Below are 17,473 nucleotides of genomic sequence, written 5' to 3' on the forward strand. Positions count from 1 at the left end.
CGGAGGGGGAGCGCCACGAAGCGCAACGCTTGCGGCCCGCCCCCTCCACCATCGCTTTGCGATGGTCCCCCTCCCCGTGCCGGGGAGGATTTGCGTGGTGGCGATTGGCCGGTTCGCGCGTTAGGGACGGCGCAAAGTTGAAGGAGCCTCCCATGACCCATCCCGACTGGAATGCGCTCGAAGCGCTCGACCGTCCGACGTTGAAGACCCTGTTCGATGCCGACAGCGACCGTGTGGCGCAGCTTTCGGTCGATGTGGCGGGCATTCATTTCGACTGGTCGAAGACGCATCTGTCGCCGCAGGTGCTGGGCTGGTTCGAATCCGCCGCCGCGACGGCCGAACTCGCGGAGAAGCGCGACGCGCTGTTCGCAGGGGAAGCCGTTAACGTCACCGAGGGCCGCGCCGCCGAACATACTGCAGAGCGCGGCGAGGGTGCCCCCGATAGCGTCGAGCGCGCGCGCGGGCTTCATGCGCGGATGCGCGCGCTGATCGACGCGATCGAGATCGAGGCGCTGGGGCCGGTGCGGCTCATTCTGCATGTCGGGATCGGCGGATCGGCGCTGGGGCCGGAGTTGCTGATGGATGCGCTGGGCCGCGATGCCGGGCGGTATGACGTGGCGATCGTGTCGAACGTCGACGGGCTGGCGCTGGAAGAGGCGACGCGCGGGTTCGATCCGGCGGCGACCCTGCTGGTCATCGCATCGAAGACCTTTACCACTAGCGAAACGATGTTGAACGCCGCCAGCACCATCCAGTGGATGAGCGAAGGCGGGGTCGAAGACCCTTACGGCCAAGTCATCGCGCTGACCGCGTCGCCCGACAAGGCGATCGAATGGGGCGTTGACGAAACCCGCGTGCTGCCGTTCAACGAAGCTGTCGGCGGACGTTATTCGCTCTGGTCTTCGATCGGATTTCCGGCGGCATTAGGCCTGGGCTGGGGGGCGTTTGAGGAAATGCTGGAGGGTGCCGCCGAAATGGATCGCCATTTCCGGCTGAGCGACTGGTCCAAGAACGCGCCGGTCATGGCGGCATTCGCGGACCTGTATTACACGCAGGCGCGCGGGTGCGAGACGCGCGCGACCTTCGCCTATGACGAGCGGCTGCGCTTGCTGCCCAGCTATCTCCAGCAACTCGAGATGGAATCGAACGGCAAGGGCGTGACCACCGACGGGGAGAGGGTCACGCGCCCGACCGCGCCGATCACCTGGGGCGGGGTCGGCACCGACGGGCAGCACGCGGTGTTCCAGTTGCTGCATCAGGGGACGCGACTGGTGCCGGTCGAATTCGTCGCGGTGATCGAGCAGGAGGACGTGTTCTCCGACGATCATCACCGGCAATTGCTGATCAATTGCTTCGCGCAGGGCGCGGCGCTGATGGCGGGCAAGGGACATGACGACCCGGCGCGCGCCTATCCGGGCGACCGGCCGTCATCGACCTTGCTGCTCGATACGCTCGACCCGCGCACACTGGGCGCGTTGTTGGCGTTCTACGAACACCGAACCTTCGTCAGCGCGGCGATGCTGGGGATCAATCCGTTCGATCAGTTCGGGGTCGAGCTGGGCAAGGAAATGGCCAAGGCGGCAGACGCTGCCAGTTCCGGGGGCGGGCTGGACTTTGATGCGTCCACCACCGACCTGCTGAAGCGTGCGGGGCTTTCCGCGTAACCACGTCGTTCCCGCGCAGGCGGGAACCCATCTCCTGTTCGTGCCGTGGGGCGTGTCCGGGAGATGGACCCCCGCCTTCGCGGGGGTGACGGACCGAAGTGAGAAGACCGATGGCAAAATACGATTATGATCTGTTCGTCATCGGTGGCGGTTCGGGCGGCGTGCGCGCAGCGCGGGTGTCGGCGGCGCATGGCGCGAAAGTGGCGCTGGCCGAGGAATATCGGGTCGGCGGCACCTGCGTCATCCGCGGTTGCGTCCCCAAAAAGCTGCTCGTCTACGGCGCGCACTTCGCGGAGGATTTGCGCGACGCCAAGGCGTTCGGCTGGGACGTGCCCGACGAATGCGCCTTCAGCTGGGAACGGCTGCGCGACAATGTGCTGGGCGAAGTCGATCGGCTGAACACCGCCTATACCAACACGCTCGACAGCCACGGGGTCGAAGTGATTCTCGACCGAGCGACCGTCACCGGACCGAACGAGGTCAAGCTGGCGAGCGGACGCACGATCACTGCCGAACGCATCCTGATCGCGGTCGGCGCGCGGCCGCATGTGCCAAGCTGTCCGGGGCACGAGCTGGGGATCACGTCGAACGAGGTCTTCCATCTCGACAAATTGCCCGAACGCGTGCTGATCGCGGGCGCGGGCTATATCGCCAACGAATTCGCCGGCATCTTCAACGAGTTCAAATCCAAGGTGACGCTGATCAACCGCAGCGACGTGATCCTGCGCGGTTATGACGAGAGCGTGCGCGACCGGCTGCTCCAGATTTCGATGATGAAGGGGATCGATTTCCGCTTCAACGCCGATTTTCAGGGGATCGAGAAGCTGAAGAGCGGCGCGCTCAGAGTGTCGATGTCGAACCACGAGCCGATGGAGGTCGATCTCGTGCTGTTCGCCACAGGCCGCGTGCCCAACACCGAAAAGCTGGGGCTGGACAAGGCGGGGATCGAACTCGACGACAAAGGCGCGATCCCGGTCGATGACGACAATCAGTCGGCATGCAAGTCGATCTATGCGGTCGGCGATGTCACCAACCGCGTGCAACTGACGCCGATCGCAATCCGCGAAGGCCAGGCGTTCGCCGACACCATTTATGGCGGCAAGCCGACGCGGGTCGATTATGGCTGTATCCCGGCAGCGGTGTTCAGCCATCCCCCGATTGCAGGCGTCGGCCTGACCGAGGGCCAGGCCAAGGAGCAGTTCGGATCTGTAAAGGTCTATCTCTCCGATTTCCGGGCGATGAAGAATGTGCTGGCGGGCCGCAACGAACGCGCGCTCTACAAAATGATCTGCGACAGCGAGACGGGCAAGATTCTGGGGCTGCACATGATCGGGCCGGACGTGCCGGAAATCCTGCAAGCGGCTGCAATCGCGGTGAAGGCCGGGCTGACCAAGGCCGATTTCGACGCGACCGTGGCGCTGCATCCGAGCATGGCGGAAGAGCTTGTGTTGATGCGGTGATTCGCCGCAGAATCACTCCATCCCGTCACCCCGGACTCGTTCCGGGGTCCACCAAGCGGCTTTCGCTCCGTTCGAGCTTCTTGTGATTGGTCCTGCCGCCCGGTGGACCCCGGCACTTCGGCCGGGGTGACGAAGGACTGGGGAAGCGAGCCCCCTCAATCCAGCAGCGCGTCGGCCTCCGTCTCCGACGTCACGCCCGCCCGGTTCGATACCGTCGTCGTGACCGCCAGGTTCATCGTCACATTGCCCACCGTCCGCATGATGTCGGGCAGCGTCTCCACTGCGACCAGCAGCGCAAGGGGCTCGATCGGCACGCCCATGGCAATGGCGATCGGCGCGATCGAGCTGATGAAGCTGATCGACCCCGGCAGGCTGACCGATCCCATCGTGGTGATGGCCGCGGCAGCGATTCCGGCCGCGATTTGGGCCGGAGTCAGTTCCATGCCGAAGACGTGCGCGACGTAGAGCGCGACCGCGATATTCATGGCCGGACCGGTCGCGCGGAAGATCGCGACGGCGAGCGGCAGGACCACGCCTGCGCTGGCGACCGGTACGTGCAGCATATGCGCGCCCTTTAGCGTGGCGGGTAGCGACGCGAGGCTAGACTGGGTGGAGATCGCGACGGCCTGTGCAGGAAGTGCCGCACGCACGAAATTTTGCGGTGAAACGCGCCCGCCGATGACGCCGAGCGGATAGGCGAGCAGCCAGATGACGCCGCCGACCGCGGACACGATCAGGATGTAATGGACGAGCGCACCGAATGCCGCCGTCCCCGCCTGCGCGCCGACCATGAAGGCCAGCGCACCGACGCCGATAGGGGCAAGCCACAGAACCCAGCCGATCAGCACCAGCATTGCATCGCCGATCGCTTGAAAGAAGCTGACGAGCTGCTTGCGTGGTTCGACCGGCAGGCGCGTGATCGCAAAGGCGAAGGCGGTGGTGAAGACGATCAACGGCAGAAACGCATCCTCGGCCGCCGCCGCGATCGGATTGGTCGGGATCATCGCCGATAAGAATTCGCTGAACGGCGGGATATCACCTGCGGGGGCGGCGGTCGCAAAGGTGCTACGGAGCGCCGCGGCGGGGTCTGCTGCCAACGGAAACAGGTCGAGGAAGCCGAGCGTCAGGAACGCGCCCAACGCCGCCGAAGTCCACAGGATGGTGATGAAGGTGACGAAGGCGCGTGCCGCCAGCTTGTTGGCACGGGCGGCTTCGGCGGCGGTGGCGATCCCGGTCACGAGCAGTGCGACCACCAGCGGTACGATCGTCATGCGCAACGCGTTGAGCCAGGCGGTGCCGATCGGCTGTGCGACGGCGGCGGCATCCTGCGCGCCTTCCGGCGATTGCGACGACCAGAAGATGCCGATCGCAAGGCCGCCGATCAGGCTGAGAAAGATACGAAGTGGTTGCGACATGCTCGCCCTTTTTGGTTTCGCGCGCTATCAGCCACGACGATAGGTCGCCGCAAGGTGAGGACAAAGCACGTAATGGCAAGAAAATATTTCGGCACCGACGGAATCCGGGGCGCGACCAACAGCCCGGTGATGAGCGCCGAAATGGCGATGAAGGTCGGTATGGCGGCAGGCGCGCATTTCCAGCGCGGGGACCACCGCCACCGCGTGGTGATCGGCAAAGATACGCGGCTTTCGGGCTATATGCTCGAGAACGCGCTGGTTGCAGGCTTTACCAGCGTCGGCATGGACGTGGTGTTGGTCGGGCCGATGCCGACGCCTGCCGTTGCGATGCTGACCCATTCGATGCGTGCCGACATGGGCGTGATGATTTCCGCCAGCCACAATCCCTATGCCGACAATGGCATCAAGTTGTTCGGGCCGGACGGCTACAAATTGTCCGATGCCGACGAGGAAGCGATCGAGGCGCTGATCGACGGCGATGTGCCGCTGGCGCCGTCCGAGCATATCGGACGGGCGAAGCGGATCGACGATGCCAAGGGCCGCTATATCCACTTCGCCAAATCGACCTTCCCACAGGACATGCGGCTCGACGGGATGAAGATCGTCGTCGATTGCGCGAACGGCGCGGCCTATCAGGTGGCACCGTCGGCGTTATGGGAGCTGGGCGCGGACGTCGTCGCGATCGGGGTCAATCCCAACGGCAAGAACATCAATCACAAGGTCGGATCGACCGCACCCGAAACTTTGTGCGAAACCGTTGTCGCGAGCGGAGCCGCGATCGGCATCGCGCTCGACGGCGATGCCGATCGGCTGATCGTGGTCGATGAAAACGGCAAGGTGGTGGACGGCGACCAGTTGATGGCGACGATCGCCAGCGGCTGGGCGCGTGATGGACGGCTGTCCGGCGGCGGGCTGGTCGCGACCGTGATGTCCAATCTGGGGCTGGAGCGACATCTGTCGGCGCAGGGGCTTGGCCTGATCCGGACCAAGGTCGGGGACCGGCATGTGTTGGAGAAGATGCGCGCGTCGGGCTATAACGTCGGCGGTGAACAGTCGGGGCATATCATCCTGTCGGATTATGCGACGACCGGCGACGGGCTGGTCGCCGGGTTGCAGGTGCTGGCCGAGTTGCAGCGCGCGGGCGCACCCGCCAGCGAGGTGCTGCACCGCTTCGATCCCTTGCCACAGTTGCTGAAGAATGTGCGGTTCGCAGGCGGCAAGCCGCTGGAGGCGGAGAGCGTCAAGGCGGTGATCGCCGAGGCCGAGGCCGAACTGGACGGCAAGGGGCGGCTGGTGATTCGCCCATCGGGCACCGAACCCGTGATCCGCGTCATGGCAGAAGGCGATGACAAGGGTCAGGTTGAGCGGATGGTGGACCGCATCTGCGACGCCGTGCGCGTCGCGGCGGGCTGACGCGATGCTGGACATGCGACCCGATTGCGAGCGCTGCGGCACGGATTTGCCCGCGGACGCGCCGGGCGCGTTCATCTGTTCGTTTGAATGCACCTATTGCGCGGCCTGCGCCGATGCGGTGGATGAGACTTGCCCCAATTGCGGCGGAGAATTGCTCGATCGACCGGTGCGCAGCCGCGAGATGCTGGTGAAGCATCCGGCGGGGACGCAGCGGCGGTTCGAACGCTGAAAATCCTCCCCTGAAGGGGAGGTGGCAGCGCATCGCGCTGACGGAGGGGTAGGTCGCGTGTGGCAAATACCCCTCCACCATGCTTCGCATGGTCCCCCTCCCCCTCCGGGGGAGGATTTGTTAGGGCGCATCCATGACCATTCCCCGCATCCTGATCATTGCCGGATCCGATTCGGGCGGGGGCGCAGGGATTCAGGCGGACATCAAGACCGTCACCATGCTCGGCGGCCATGCGATGACTGCGATCACCGCCATCACAGCGCAGAATACGCTGGGGGTCGATGCGGTGCATCCGGTGCCGACCGACATGGTGATTGCCCAGATCGACAGCGTGGTCCGCGACATCGGCGTCGATGCAGTCAAGATCGGGATGATCGGATCGGCGGAAACCGCACACGCCGTCGCCGACCGGCTCGCGACGTTCGGCGTGCCGATCGTGTTCGATCCCGTCATGGTCGCGACCAGCGGTTCGGTGCTGGCGGACGCGGACACGATCGCGGCATTCGAACGGTTGATGGCGCTGGCGTCGGTGGTGACGCCGAACACGCCTGAACTCGGTGCACTTGCTGGAATGACCGTAGAAACGGAACTCGATCAGGCGGCTGCTGCCGAATGCGTCATCACGCGAACAGGTTGTCCGGCTGTACTTGCTAAGGGCGGACATTTGGTCCTCGATGGCGAAATATCTGGCGTGGACCGAGAAGGGCGTCATTGCCGTCACAAGAACTCGGAGCGCGTTTTTGATTTTTTATACTGGCTCGATGCCGATGGTTGGCATGAGATGAGCTGGAACGATGCTCGGATAGAAACCAACCATACCCATGGAACGGGTTGCACCTTTGCCAGTGCCCTTGCGGTCGGTCTTGCAGAAGGACGACCGCTTGAAGATGGTATTTCCAGGGCGCGTCAGTTCGTTCGTGCCGCGCTGATTTCTGCGCCGGGGTTGGGCGGGGGGCATGGGCCGATGGGGCACGCGCTTGGCGTTTCGCCCTTCGATGCGCTCGAAGGCTGAAGGCGATGCCTGATTTCCGATTCGAAAGCGCACATGCCGGGCCGGTCGCGGGTGTCGATGAAGCCGGTCGCGGACCGCTTGCCGGGCCGGTGGTCGCCGCCGCCGTGATCCTTGATCCCGATTGTATTCCGGACGGCATCGACGATTCGAAAGCGCTGACCGCGATCCGGCGTGCGCGGTTGCATGATGCATTGCTGGGATGCGCTCGCATCGGCGTTGGCGTGGCGAGCGTCGAGGAGATTGATCGGCTCAACATCCTGTGGGCATCGATGCTGGCGATGCAGCGCGCGGTAGACGCCCTGCCCTGCGCGCCGGTGATGGTGCTGGTCGACGGCAATCGGTGTCCGGACTGGGCGCATCGGTCCCAGGCGGTGGTCGGGGGCGATGCGAAATGTCTGTCGATCGCAGCCGCCTCGATCGTAGCCAAACACGTGCGCGACGGGATGATGATCGAGGCGGATGTGCTGCACCCCGGCTATGGCTGGGCGTCGAACAAGGGTTACGGCAGCCGGGCGCATCAGGAGGCTTTGCGGACATTGGGGCCGACGCCGCTGCATCGACGGAGCTTTGCGCCGGTCGCGCAGGCCTGGTTAGAACTCTAATCTCTTCCAACCCGTTCGTTTCGAGCGAAGTCGAGAAACGCTATGGCATCGCCTCGGTCACGTTTCTCGACTTCGCTCGAACCGAACGGGTGGAGTGAGAGCGCACCCACCTTCCCTGTGGATAACTTGGGTCGGGAGTGAGTCTTTCCGGCCACACGCTAGGGGTTGGGGCTGTGGATAAGTTCCGGACTCAACATCTCGTTTGTCCAGAGGGAAAGCGCGTGCGTTAACCAATTCGCAACCCAGATCGTTAACCAATGTTCGCTTGACGGACGGGTGGGGTCGCCGGGATATCCTGCGCTCCAACAACCGGGGGGTATGAATGGCGGTCATCGAAAAGACGCGGATCGCGCGCGCGAAAAAGGCAGAGGTGCCTGCGCCCGCTCTTCCCCTCGACCAGATTCTGATGGGCGATTGCGTCGCGGCGATGAAGGCGCTGCCGACCGCGTCGATCGACATGATCTTTGCCGATCCGCCCTATAACCTCCAGCTCGGTGGCGACCTGCTTCGCCCCGACGGCAGTCAGGTCGATGCGGTCGACGATGATTGGGACAAATTCGACAGCTTCGCCGTCTATGACCGCTTCACCCGCGCCTGGCTGAAGGAAGCGCGCCGCATCCTGAAGCCGAACGGCTCGCTGTGGGTGATCGGCAGCTATCACAACATTTTCCGCGTCGGGACCGCGGTGCAGGATCTGGGCTTCTGGATCCTGAATGATGTGGTGTGGCGCAAGGCCAACCCGATGCCCAATTTCAAGGGCACCCGTTTTACCAACGCGCACGAAACGCTGATCTGGGCGTCGATGGGGGAGAAGGCGCGGTACACCTTCAACTATCGCACCATGAAAACGCTGAACGACGAGCTTCAGATGCGGTCGGACTGGGAATTCCCGATCTGTGGCGGGCAGGAGCGGTTGAAGAAGGACGGGGTCAAGGTTCACCCGACCCAGAAGCCAGAGGCGCTGCTGTACCGCGTGATGCTGGCGACGACCAAGAAGGGCGATGTGGTGCTCGATCCGTTCTTCGGTACGGGCACGACGGGCTCGGTTGCCAAACGTTTGGGGCGGCGGTTCATCGGGATCGAGCGCGAAATCGGCTATATCGAAGCGGCGAAGGAGCGGATTGCCGCGGCGCTGCCGCTCGACGAATCGGCGATCACGACGATGCAGGCCGGGCGCGCCGCGCCGCGGGTCGCGTTCGGTTCGCTGATCGAAAATGGGTATCTGACGCCCGGCGCGGTGCTGAGCGATGCCAAGCGGCGCTGGCGGGCAGAGGTGCGCGCGGACGGGTCGCTGCTGTGCGACGGGGTCGAGGGATCGATCCACAAACTGGGTGCGACGTTGCAGAATGCGCCGTCGTGCAATGGCTGGACCTTCTGGCATCACGAAACGGCGGACGGGTTGAAGCCGATCGATAGTCTGCGCCAGACCTATTTGTTGGCGACGCAGCCCTGATGCCCTCTCCACCGTTCGTTTCGAGCGAAGTCGAGAAACGTCCGCCAGCGCAACGATCACGTTTCTCGACTTCGCTCGAAACGAACGGCTAGGGGTTGGCGATGGTGCACTTGCCCAACATCTCGCCCGACGCCCGCCTCTATCTCCGGCCCGAGCGGTTCATCGATTCGCCGGTTGGGCGCGATGGCGCGTTTGCTCGGTTGGCGGGCGGGATGGTCTTTCATTCGGGTTATGAGCTGATCGTCGCCGAGGGCGGCGAGCGACGGGCGTCTGTGGCGGTCGATGTGGCCGATTTCGATGCGGTGATGGGCGCGGTGTCGGAAACGCAGGCGGCGCGGCTAGGCGAGCAGGTGGCCCGGTTGGCGGCACCGCGACCGGCGATGACGCTGGGGACGCGGGTGCTGCGGTTCGACCAGCCGCAGGTGATGGGGATTTTGAACGTCACGCCCGACAGTTTCTCGGACGGCGGCGCACATGGCGACGGTCCAGCGGGTGCGGCTGAGGCTGGCGCGCGCATGGCCGAGGCAGGCGCGGCGCTGATCGACGTTGGTGGCGAATCGACGCGACCGGGCGCAGCCACGATGTGGGAAGGCGACGAGATCAAGCGCGTGGTGCCGGTCGTCGAGCGGTTGGCGCGCGGCGGCAATCTCGTTTCGATCGACACACGCAAGGCGGCGGTGATGGAGGCTGCGCTCACCGCGGGCGCGGCCATCGTCAACGATGTCGCAGCGCTTGCCTATGACGACCGTGCGGCCGAGGTGGTGGCGCGCAGCGGTTGCCCGGTGGCGCTGATGCACTCGCCCGATCCGAAAGACGGCGGGCATGGCGAGATGCCGGGGGGCGATGCGTTGCTTGCGGTTTACGATTGGCTGGAGGCGCGGATCGAGGCGGTGGTGGCGAGCGGCGTGGATCGCGCGAAGATCATCGTCGATCCGGGCATCGGCTTCGGCAAGACGGTGGCCCAGAATCTGGAATTGATGAACGGACTGACGATCTTCCACGCGCTGGGGTGCCCGGTGCTGCTTGGCGCCAGCCGCAAGCGGTTGATCGGGGCGCTGTCCAACGAAGCGCCTGCGAGCGAACGGCTGGGCGGGAGTTTGGCGCTGGCGATGAAGGCGGTTGAGAGCGGGTGCCAGATCATTCGGGTGCATGACGTGGCGGAGACGGTTCAGGCGGTGCGGGTGTGGCGCGGGTTGCGCGATGCGGCGCTGACCCAGCGGCTGGGTTAGGATCGTCGATCGACATCCAGCAAAACCAAGGCAAGCCGAACCACGCCGTCACCCCGGCCGTAGTGCCGGGGTCCACCAGGCGGCAATCAAATTGCTCCAAGTTTGAACGTGCGCAAGCGGCTTAGTGGACCCCGGCACTACGGCCGGGGTGACGGGGGCTAGTGGCGTCCCAAACTGGATATCGATCGGCCCTCGTTCGTTTTACGGAAGCGTTACAGCGTGTAGCCACCATCCGCGACGAGGACGCTTCCCGTGATCAGCGCCGCCGCGTCCGACAGCAGGAACGCAACCTGTTCGGCAATCTCTTCGGGCTTGGCATAGCGACCCAGCGGGGTGGCCATGGACGCAAGTTCGGCAAAGGCGGCGTCGCGGCCGACTGCCTGCGCGCGGTCCGCGAACATCGGAACCGCGTCCCACACGGGCGTTTCGACGCCAGCGGGGGCAATCGCGTTGACGCGAATACGACGGGCGGCGGCTTCCTTCGCCGCGACCTTGGTCAGGTGGATGAGCGCGGCTTTCGAAGCGCCATAAGCGGCGACGCCGGGTTCCGGCTTGATGCCCGATGCCGACGCGATGGTGACGATCGCGCCGCCGTCGTGGATGGCGCGTAGGCTCGCCCGCAGCGTCAGGAACGCGCCGTCAAGATTGATGCCCAAGATGCGCCGCCATTCGGCATAGCCATGGGTGGCAATCGGCGATGCACCCGCGACCCCGGCATTGACGACCGCGAGGTCGAGGCCCGTGAGATCGATACGGTCCCACAGCGCTTCGTCCGACACGTCGCCAGCGACGCGGTCGGTGGAGCAGTCGAGCGATAGCGTGTCGAGGGCGGCTGCGTCGCGGTCGATCAGGATCAGTCGTGCTGCGTCGTGCGTGGCGAGGTGTTCGGCGACTGCTCTGCCGATCCCGGATGCGGCACCGGTGACGAGTGCGGTTTTGCCGGAAAATGCCTGGGTCATGGCAAGAGGCTAGCGGGTTTTGAAACGACAACCCAGCCCGTCTGTGCTGAGCTTGTCGAAGCACTGTCCTTCTTGGCACGAAGAAAGGCCAGCATTTCGACAAGCTCAATGCGAACGGGGAGGGGTGTGTGGTTCTCCCGTTAAGCGACGTGCTGGTCGATTCCGAGTTCGCCGAGCTTGCGGTACAATGTCGAACGGCCGATCCCCAAGCGACGCGCCACTTCGGTCATGCGGCCGCGATAGTGGCCGATCGCCAGGCGGATGACGTCAGCCTCGATTTCCTCGAGCGCGCGCAGATTGCCGTCCGAGCGAAACAGCGTGATCCCGCTGGTCGCTGCCAGCGCGGTGCGGCTGCCGGTGGTGGGACGTCCTTCCGAATGGGCGGCGATCTGGGGGAAATCTGCACGAGTCAGCGCGTCGCCGTCGCACAGCACCGATGCGCGGAACAATACATTGTGAAGCTGGCGGACATTGCCCGGCCAGTCGTAGCTGGCGAACAGGCCGATGGCTTCGTCGGTAATCCCCAGCGGACGCAGGCCCGGCTGTTTGGCGATCCGCGACAACAAGTGCCGCGACAGCGCAGGCAGATCGCCGATCCGGTCGCGCAAGGGCGGGATCGTGACCTGGACGACGTTGAGACGGTAGTACAGGTCTTCGCGGAAGCGGTCGGTTTCCACTTCCTCGATCAGCGTCTTGTTGGTCGCCGCGATGACGCGAACGTCGATTTCCAGGCTACGCCGCGCGCCGATAGGATGGATTTCGCCGGTCTCCAGCAGGCGAAGCAGCTTGATCTGCGCCTCGATGGGCATTTCGCCGACTTCGTCGAGGAAGATGGTGCCGCCGTCGGCTTCCTGGAAACGGCCGATCTTGCGTTCGAACGCCCCCGTGAACGCGCCCTTTTCATGCCCGAACAATTCGGATTCGACGAGGTTCGAGGGGATCGCGCCGCAATTGACCGAGATGATCGGTTTCTTGGAGCGCGGGGAGGCGGCGTGGATCGCCTCTGCGATCACTTCCTTGCCGACCCCGCTTTCGCCCTCGATCAGCACGGGCACGCGCGAGCGCGCGGCCTTTGCCGCGATGGCGAGCGCGGCCCGGAATTGCGGCGATGCACCGACGATCTCGTCGAAGCCCAGCGGATGCGAGAGTTTCTCGGTAAGCGGGCGAAGTTCGCCGCTGGCACCGCTGCCTACCGCAGCCTCCAGCGCGCCGAGCAGGCGTTCGGGCGCGATTGGTTTAGCGAGGAAATCGCTGGCCCCCGAACGCATTGCCGAGACGGCTGCGCCGACCGATCCGTTGGCGGTCAGCATCAGGATGGGCAGCATCGGGCGGTTTTCGCGCAATTCGGCAATCAGTGCGGGCGCATCCGAATCGGGTGCCCAGCTGTCGAGCAGGATCGCGTCGAGTGCCATGCCGTCGGGCGTGCCGAGCGTGGCCAGTGCCTGTTCGGCGTCCTTGGCAAAGATCGTCCGCCAGGCGCGACGCGCGGCAATTGCGGCGACGAGGCGGCGCTGGGCCGGTTCCTCGTCGATCAGCATCAATAGGCGCTGGCCGTTACGCGTCATGCATCCACTTCCCGATTCCGTCCCATATCGAGGCAGTTTTAGACGTGAAGGCGTAAAGACGGGCTTAAACGCAGCGAAGCGCGAGCGGACTTGAGGGGAAGGGCGGGTCTGGGTAGAGAAGAGGTAAGGTTTTGCAAATTCAGGGGACGATCATGGCCGGTAACGGCAATATGAAGCAGGCCGAAGGCAGCTATTCGGGTTTCACCGCAATGATGAAATGGGGCACGATCGCCAGTTTCGCCGTTGCGGCATTCGTTGTCTGGCTGATCGCATAAGGTGCGGATCGCGGTCCTGAAGGAAGGCGCCGCGAACGAGCGGCGGGTTTCCGCCACACCGGAGACGGTCAAGAAATTCATCGCTTTGGGTGCCGAACTGGCGGTCGAAGCGGGTGCCGGCGCGCATGCTTCGATCAGCGATCAGGCCTATGCCGATGCGGGCGCGACCATTGGCGACCGCGCGAGCGTGCTGGCCGGGGCGGACATCGTGCTGGGCGTGCAGGGGCCGGACCCCGACAGCTTGGGTGGGGTGACACCGGGCGCATGGCTGGTCGCGGGGCTCAATCCGTTCGGCGAGCGGGCGCGGGTGGATCGCTATGCCGCGCTCGGGTTGGAAGCGCTGGCGATGGAATTCATGCCGCGCATTACCCGCGCGCAGTCGATGGATATCCTTTCGTCCCAGGCGAATCTGTCCGGGTACAAGGCGGTGCTGGACGCGGCGGGTGAGTATGGCCGCGCCTTTCCGATGATGATGACCGCCGCTGGGACCGTCTCGGCGGCGAAATTGTTCGTGATGGGCGTGGGCGTCGCCGGTTTACAGGCGATCGCCACCGGACGGCGGCTTGGCGCGCAGGTATCGGCGACCGATGTACGCGCGGCGACCAAGGAACAGATACTGTCGCTGGGCGCGAAACCGATCTTCGTCGAGAATGTGAAGGGGATCGAGGGCGAAGGGTCGGGCGGCTATGCCACTGAAATGTCCGACGAATATAAGGCGGCGCAGGCGGAGCTGGTATCGAGCCACATCGCCAAGCAGGACATCGTCATCACCACGGCGCTGATCCCCGGACGGCCCGCACCGCGCCTGATCTCCGACGCACAAGTGGCGAGCATGAAGCCGGGCAGCGTGATCGTCGACCTGGCGGTCGAACAGGGCGGCAATGTCGAAGGCGCAGTCGCGGGCGAAGTGGTCGAGCGGCACGGGGTCAAGATCGTCGGCCACCGCAACGTGCCCAGCCGATTGGCGGCGGATACGTCGGCGCTGTTTTCGCGCAACCTGTTCAATTTCCTGTCGGCCTTCTGGGACAAGGATGCGGGGCGTCCGGTGCTGGACGAAGAAATCGGGAATGCCGTGCGCGTAACGCAAGGCGGCAAGGTTGTGAGCGAGCGACTTCTGAACGCTTAAACGGGGGCAGCAATGGACTTCATCTCGATCCTGTCGATTTTCGTGCTGGCCTGTTTCGTCGGCTATTATGTTGTGTGGTCGGTGACGCCGGCGCTGCACACGCCGCTGATGGCGGTGACCAACGCGATCTCCTCGGTCATTATCGTCGGGGCACTGATCGCGGCAGCCGCAGCCGGGGTGCCGGGGGCCAAGTGGCTGGGGCTGCTGGGGGTGGTGCTGGCCAGCATCAATATCTTCGGCGGGTTCGCCGTCACCGCGCGGATGCTGGCGATGTACAAGAAGAAGGAGCGCGCCAAATGACGGTGCGTAGGCTCGCAGATTGGGGGCGGGCAAACCGGTGGACCTTGGCGCTGATCTTTGTCGTCTTCATGGGTTATCAGATCGGCAAGGATAGGGCGCTGCGCGATAATCGTGTGGACGCGGTAGCGGCGGGGGTGCGCTGAGCATGGAACATGAAGCGGTGAACCCATGGGTGGCGCTGGCGTATTTGATCGCGGGGGTGTGCTTTATCCTGGCGTTGCGCGGGCTGTCGTCGCCGGAGACCGCGCGTCGCGGCAATCGCTATGGCATGATCGGGATGGGGATCGCGGTGGCCACCACGCTGGTGACGCACGACATCGCGTCGCTGCCCGAGATATTGGTTGCGATTGCAATCGGCGGGGTCATCGGCTGGGTGATCGCGCGGCGGATCGCGATGACGGCGATGCCGCAGCTGGTCGCCGCGTTTCACTCGCTGGTCGGCATGGCGGCGGTACTGGTCGGGGTCGCCGCCTATCTGAATCCGGGCGCGTTCGACATTGTCGATCCCGCGACCGGCCTGATCAATGCAGTCAGCGCGATAGAACTGGGGCTGGGCGTCGCGATCGGGGCGATCACCTTTTCGGGATCGGTCATCGCCTTCCTGAAACTCAACGGCAATATGTCAGGCAAGCCGATCATGCTGCCCGGCCGCCATGTCATCAATCTGGGCGTGATGGCGGCGATATTGGGCGGGGTTGGCTATTTCACCGTCGAGCAGAGCCCGGCGTTGTTCTTCACCGTCACCGCGCTGGCGTTTCTCGTCGGATTCCTGCTGATCATTCCGATCGGCGGGGCGGACATGCCGGTCGTCGTGTCGATGCTCAACAGCTATTCGGGCTGGGCGGCGGCGGCGATGGGCTTTACGCTCGGCAATACCGCGATGATCGTCACTGGCGCGCTGGTCGGATCGTCGGGCGCGATCCTGTCCTACATCATGTGCCGGGCGATGAACCGCAGCTTCATAAGCGTGATCGCGGGCGGCTTCGGCGGCGACAGCGGCGGCGCAAGCGGTGGCGGAGAGGCGATCGATCGGCCGTGGAAACGCGGATCGGCAGAGGACGCCGCGTTCCTGATGAGCCAGGCCGAACAGGTCATCATCGTCCCCGGTTACGGCATGGCGGTGGCGCAGGCGCAGCATGTGCTTCGCGAAATGGCGGAGAAGCTGGAGGCGCACGGCGTTCGCGTCAAATATGCGATCCACCCGGTCGCGGGGCGGATGCCGGGGCATATGAACGTGCTGCTCGCCGAGGCGAACGTGCCCTATGAGAATGTGTTCGAGCTGGAAGACATCAATTCCGAATTCGCGCAGACCGACATCGCCTTCGTCATCGGTGCCAACGACGTGACCAACCCGGCGGCGAAAACCGACAAGACCTCGCCCATCTACGGCATGCCGATCCTCGACGTCGAAAAGGCCAAGACGGTGTTGTTCATCAAACGATCGATGGGCGGGGTTGGTTATGCGGGGGTGGATAACGAGGTCTTTTACCGCGACAACACGATGATGCTGCTCGCCGACGCGAAGAAAATGGTCGAGGAGATCGTGAAATCCCTGGATTGATCCGGGGATCAATCTTTCGCGATCTCGTCAAGTCGCTCGACTGAGTTACGCGGTTTACGCGAGTCTGGTCCAAATCGGAGGTATTCGCGCTGGCATCGCGGCGATGAGCCGATAGGTTCGTGCGAACAGAGCATGAACCGAAAAGGGGCCGACCGTGGATCGCAGCGAATGGGGGACGGGTACGCAGGATAGGGTCGATGCGCTTCGCGTGATCGTGGCGAGCGACGACGCGGCGGCGCTCGCATCGGTGGCGAAGGCGGTGGGGATCGTCGGCGGGCGGATCGTCGCCGAGGTGCCGCTCGATCAGATCGGTGCGCGGTTGGGCGACCAGATCGCGATCGACCTGGTGGCGCTGGAATTCGCAGGGGCCAGCCCGCGTGTGGTCGATCGCGCGATCGATCAGCTGCTGACCTCTGAACTCGGTGCCGACATCGAGGACGAAGGCGGCGGGGTGCCGGTGATCGCGGCGATCGACGTGGCCCAGATCGACGCGGTGTCGGCTCGGCTGCATGGGCGCAACGTCCAGTTGCTCTGTGCACCCAGCTTGGCCGAACGCACCGCGGCGATCGTCCATGTCCGCGAAATGCGGGGCGGGGCTGCGCTGTCCGACCTGACGCGCGAAAGTGAATATGAGCGGCTCAAACGGCTCGACGAGGATGTTGCGCGGATCGCCGACGCGCTGGCGCGGCTGACTGGGCGCGATCCGGCGGGCGGGCGCGATCAAAACGGGCAACCACCCGGCGCGACGCTGCACGAGGCGCCCTTGCGCTACGGCGCGCCGCCCGCGGTTCCCGCGACCAACGACCTGGCGTTAGCAGGCAAGGTGCGCACCGCGATCAAGGCGCGGCGGATGCGCGACCAGTTCTTCGAGCCAGGCCTATTCGCCGATCCCGCCTGGGACATGCTGCTCGACCTGTTTGCCGCCCGATTGGAACATGCCCGCGTATCGGTATCGAGCCTGTGCATCGCCGCCGCCGTGCCCCCGACCACCGCGCTACGCTGGATCTCGACGCTGAGCGAAGCCGGGCTGATCGAGCGCGAAGCCGATCCCTTGGACAAGCGGCGTGCGTTCATCGGCCTCTCCGAAGGGGCGAGTGCGGGGATGCGAGGCTATGTCGCGGCAGTCGAGCGCGCAGGGCTGGCGATGGGGTGAGGAGCATGTGACAGCGCGCAAAGAGAAGGGCTGGTGCATTAGGGCGGGATTGCGAAT

General features: G+C 64.6%; 17 protein-coding genes. 14 read left to right on the forward strand and 3 right to left on the reverse strand.

From position 1 onward, the window contains the following. The first annotated feature begins 152 nt into the window (after positions 1-152). Together pgi and gorA are read left to right on the forward strand one after the other, a co-directional pair. On the forward strand, positions 153-1,664 hold the full coding sequence (gene pgi / locus ENHY17A_RS02395; protein ID WP_159709725.1) for a glucose-6-phosphate isomerase: 1,512 nt from the start codon (positions 153-155) through the stop codon (positions 1,662-1,664). A 110-nt stretch (positions 1,665-1,774) separates the two neighbouring features. Further along, the gene (gene gorA, locus ENHY17A_RS02400) at positions 1,775-3,124 is read left to right on the forward strand and encodes a glutathione-disulfide reductase (RefSeq protein WP_159709727.1); all 1,350 of its coding nucleotides are present in this window, start codon (positions 1,775-1,777) and stop codon (positions 3,122-3,124) included. Between the two features lie 155 nt (positions 3,125-3,279). Here the strand turns inward: gorA and ENHY17A_RS02405 are convergent, their stop codons facing one another. Beyond that, entirely contained in the window at positions 3,280-4,539 is a 1,260-nt protein-coding gene (locus ENHY17A_RS02405) for a dicarboxylate/amino acid:cation symporter (protein WP_159709729.1), read from the reverse strand. A gap of 72 nt (positions 4,540-4,611) precedes the next feature. Between ENHY17A_RS02405 and glmM the strand changes: the two genes are divergently transcribed. From glmM to folP, 6 genes are all read left to right on the forward strand, one after another. Then, the gene (gene glmM, locus ENHY17A_RS02410; protein WP_159709731.1) at positions 4,612-5,952 is read left to right on the forward strand and encodes a phosphoglucosamine mutase; all 1,341 of its coding nucleotides are present in this window, start codon (positions 4,612-4,614) and stop codon (positions 5,950-5,952) included. Between the two features lie 4 nt (positions 5,953-5,956). Beyond that, positions 5,957-6,181 carry a DUF1272 domain-containing protein gene (locus ENHY17A_RS02415; protein WP_159709733.1) on the forward strand — a complete coding sequence of 75 codons (225 nt, stop codon included), beginning with the start codon at positions 5,957-5,959 and terminating at the stop codon, positions 6,179-6,181. Positions 6,182-6,314: 133 nt separating this feature from the next. Further along, positions 6,315-7,193 (forward strand): bifunctional hydroxymethylpyrimidine kinase/phosphomethylpyrimidine kinase, encoded by an 879-nt coding sequence (gene thiD, locus ENHY17A_RS02420; RefSeq protein WP_159709735.1) that lies wholly within the window; start codon positions 6,315-6,317, stop codon positions 7,191-7,193. Between the two features lie 5 nt (positions 7,194-7,198). After that, positions 7,199-7,795, forward strand: coding sequence for a ribonuclease HII (locus ENHY17A_RS02425; RefSeq protein WP_159709737.1), 597 nt, complete (start codon positions 7,199-7,201; stop codon positions 7,793-7,795). 322 nt (positions 7,796-8,117) lie between these two features. After that, complete coding sequence (locus tag ENHY17A_RS02430) at positions 8,118-9,248, forward strand: site-specific DNA-methyltransferase (protein WP_159709739.1); 1,131 nt, start codon at positions 8,118-8,120, stop codon at positions 9,246-9,248. Between the two features lie 101 nt (positions 9,249-9,349). After that, a complete protein-coding gene (gene folP, locus ENHY17A_RS02435; protein ID WP_159709741.1) occupies positions 9,350-10,477 on the forward strand; it encodes a dihydropteroate synthase in 1,128 nt (375 codons plus the stop codon). Positions 10,478-10,689: 212 nt separating this feature from the next. Here the strand turns inward: folP and ENHY17A_RS02440 are convergent, their stop codons facing one another. Both ENHY17A_RS02440 and ENHY17A_RS02445 read right to left on the reverse strand, forming a co-directional pair. Next, positions 10,690-11,436: an SDR family NAD(P)-dependent oxidoreductase gene (locus ENHY17A_RS02440; RefSeq protein WP_159709743.1), complete on the reverse strand. Its 747-nt coding sequence runs from the start codon at positions 11,434-11,436 to the stop codon at positions 10,690-10,692. A gap of 140 nt (positions 11,437-11,576) precedes the next feature. Next, positions 11,577-13,001: a sigma-54-dependent transcriptional regulator gene (locus ENHY17A_RS02445; RefSeq protein WP_159709745.1), complete on the reverse strand. Its 1,425-nt coding sequence runs from the start codon at positions 12,999-13,001 to the stop codon at positions 11,577-11,579. Between the two features lie 152 nt (positions 13,002-13,153). Between ENHY17A_RS02445 and ENHY17A_RS02450 the strand changes: the two genes are divergently transcribed. From ENHY17A_RS02450 to ENHY17A_RS02475, 6 genes are all read left to right on the forward strand, one after another. Beyond that, the gene (locus tag ENHY17A_RS02450) at positions 13,154-13,276 is read left to right on the forward strand and encodes an aa3-type cytochrome c oxidase subunit IV (protein ID WP_201296329.1); all 123 of its coding nucleotides are present in this window, start codon (positions 13,154-13,156) and stop codon (positions 13,274-13,276) included. Position 13,277: 1 nt separating this feature from the next. After that, positions 13,278-14,402 (forward strand): NAD(P) transhydrogenase subunit alpha, encoded by a 1,125-nt coding sequence (locus ENHY17A_RS02455; RefSeq protein WP_159709747.1) that lies wholly within the window; start codon positions 13,278-13,280, stop codon positions 14,400-14,402. Between the two features lie 12 nt (positions 14,403-14,414). After that, complete coding sequence (locus ENHY17A_RS02460; RefSeq protein WP_159709749.1) at positions 14,415-14,702, forward strand: NAD(P) transhydrogenase subunit alpha; 288 nt, start codon at positions 14,415-14,417, stop codon at positions 14,700-14,702. After that, complete coding sequence (locus ENHY17A_RS02465) at positions 14,699-14,845, forward strand: hypothetical protein (RefSeq protein WP_159709751.1); 147 nt, start codon at positions 14,699-14,701, stop codon at positions 14,843-14,845. The genes ENHY17A_RS02460 and ENHY17A_RS02465 overlap by 4 nt, the downstream gene beginning before the upstream one ends. Before the next feature lie 2 nt (positions 14,846-14,847). After that, positions 14,848-16,263, forward strand: coding sequence for an NAD(P)(+) transhydrogenase (Re/Si-specific) subunit beta (locus ENHY17A_RS02470; protein WP_159709753.1), 1,416 nt, complete (start codon positions 14,848-14,850; stop codon positions 16,261-16,263). Positions 16,264-16,417: 154 nt separating this feature from the next. Beyond that, positions 16,418-17,416, forward strand: coding sequence for a hypothetical protein (locus tag ENHY17A_RS02475; protein ID WP_159709755.1), 999 nt, complete (start codon positions 16,418-16,420; stop codon positions 17,414-17,416). Positions 17,417-17,473 lie beyond the last annotated feature (57 nt).

Origin of the sequence: Sphingomonas sp. AX6, from assembly GCF_902506605.1 — a bacterium.
Classification (GTDB): Bacteria; Pseudomonadota; Alphaproteobacteria; order Sphingomonadales; family Sphingomonadaceae; genus Sphingomonas.

What these genes read in the sequence shown, in the direction of transcription:
- ENHY17A_RS02450 (WP_201296329.1), top strand. Translation starts at nt 13,154, where the DNA reads ATGGCCGGTAACGGCAATATGAAGCAGGCCGAAGGCAGCTATTCGGGT.
- folP (WP_159709741.1), top strand. Translation starts at nt 9,350, where the DNA reads ATGGTGCACTTGCCCAACATCTCGCCCGACGCCCGCCTCTATCTCCGG.
- pgi (WP_159709725.1), top strand. Translation starts at nt 153, where the DNA reads ATGACCCATCCCGACTGGAATGCGCTCGAAGCGCTCGACCGTCCGACG.
- ENHY17A_RS02405 (WP_159709729.1), bottom strand. Translation starts at nt 4,539, where the DNA reads ATGTCGCAACCACTTCGTATCTTTCTCAGCCTGATCGGCGGCCTTGCG.
- ENHY17A_RS02460 (WP_159709749.1), top strand. Translation starts at nt 14,415, where the DNA reads ATGGACTTCATCTCGATCCTGTCGATTTTCGTGCTGGCCTGTTTCGTC.
- thiD (WP_159709735.1), top strand. Translation starts at nt 6,315, where the DNA reads ATGACCATTCCCCGCATCCTGATCATTGCCGGATCCGATTCGGGCGGG.
- ENHY17A_RS02440 (WP_159709743.1), bottom strand. Translation starts at nt 11,436, where the DNA reads ATGACCCAGGCATTTTCCGGCAAAACCGCACTCGTCACCGGTGCCGCA.
- ENHY17A_RS02465 (WP_159709751.1), top strand. Translation starts at nt 14,699, where the DNA reads ATGACGGTGCGTAGGCTCGCAGATTGGGGGCGGGCAAACCGGTGGACC.
- ENHY17A_RS02415 (WP_159709733.1), top strand. Translation starts at nt 5,957, where the DNA reads ATGCTGGACATGCGACCCGATTGCGAGCGCTGCGGCACGGATTTGCCC.
- ENHY17A_RS02430 (WP_159709739.1), top strand. Translation starts at nt 8,118, where the DNA reads ATGGCGGTCATCGAAAAGACGCGGATCGCGCGCGCGAAAAAGGCAGAG.
- ENHY17A_RS02425 (WP_159709737.1), top strand. Translation starts at nt 7,199, where the DNA reads ATGCCTGATTTCCGATTCGAAAGCGCACATGCCGGGCCGGTCGCGGGT.
- ENHY17A_RS02470 (WP_159709753.1), top strand. Translation starts at nt 14,848, where the DNA reads ATGGAACATGAAGCGGTGAACCCATGGGTGGCGCTGGCGTATTTGATC.
- gorA (WP_159709727.1), top strand. Translation starts at nt 1,775, where the DNA reads ATGGCAAAATACGATTATGATCTGTTCGTCATCGGTGGCGGTTCGGGC.
- glmM (WP_159709731.1), top strand. Translation starts at nt 4,612, where the DNA reads ATGGCAAGAAAATATTTCGGCACCGACGGAATCCGGGGCGCGACCAAC.
- ENHY17A_RS02445 (WP_159709745.1), bottom strand. Translation starts at nt 13,001, where the DNA reads ATGACGCGTAACGGCCAGCGCCTATTGATGCTGATCGACGAGGAACCG.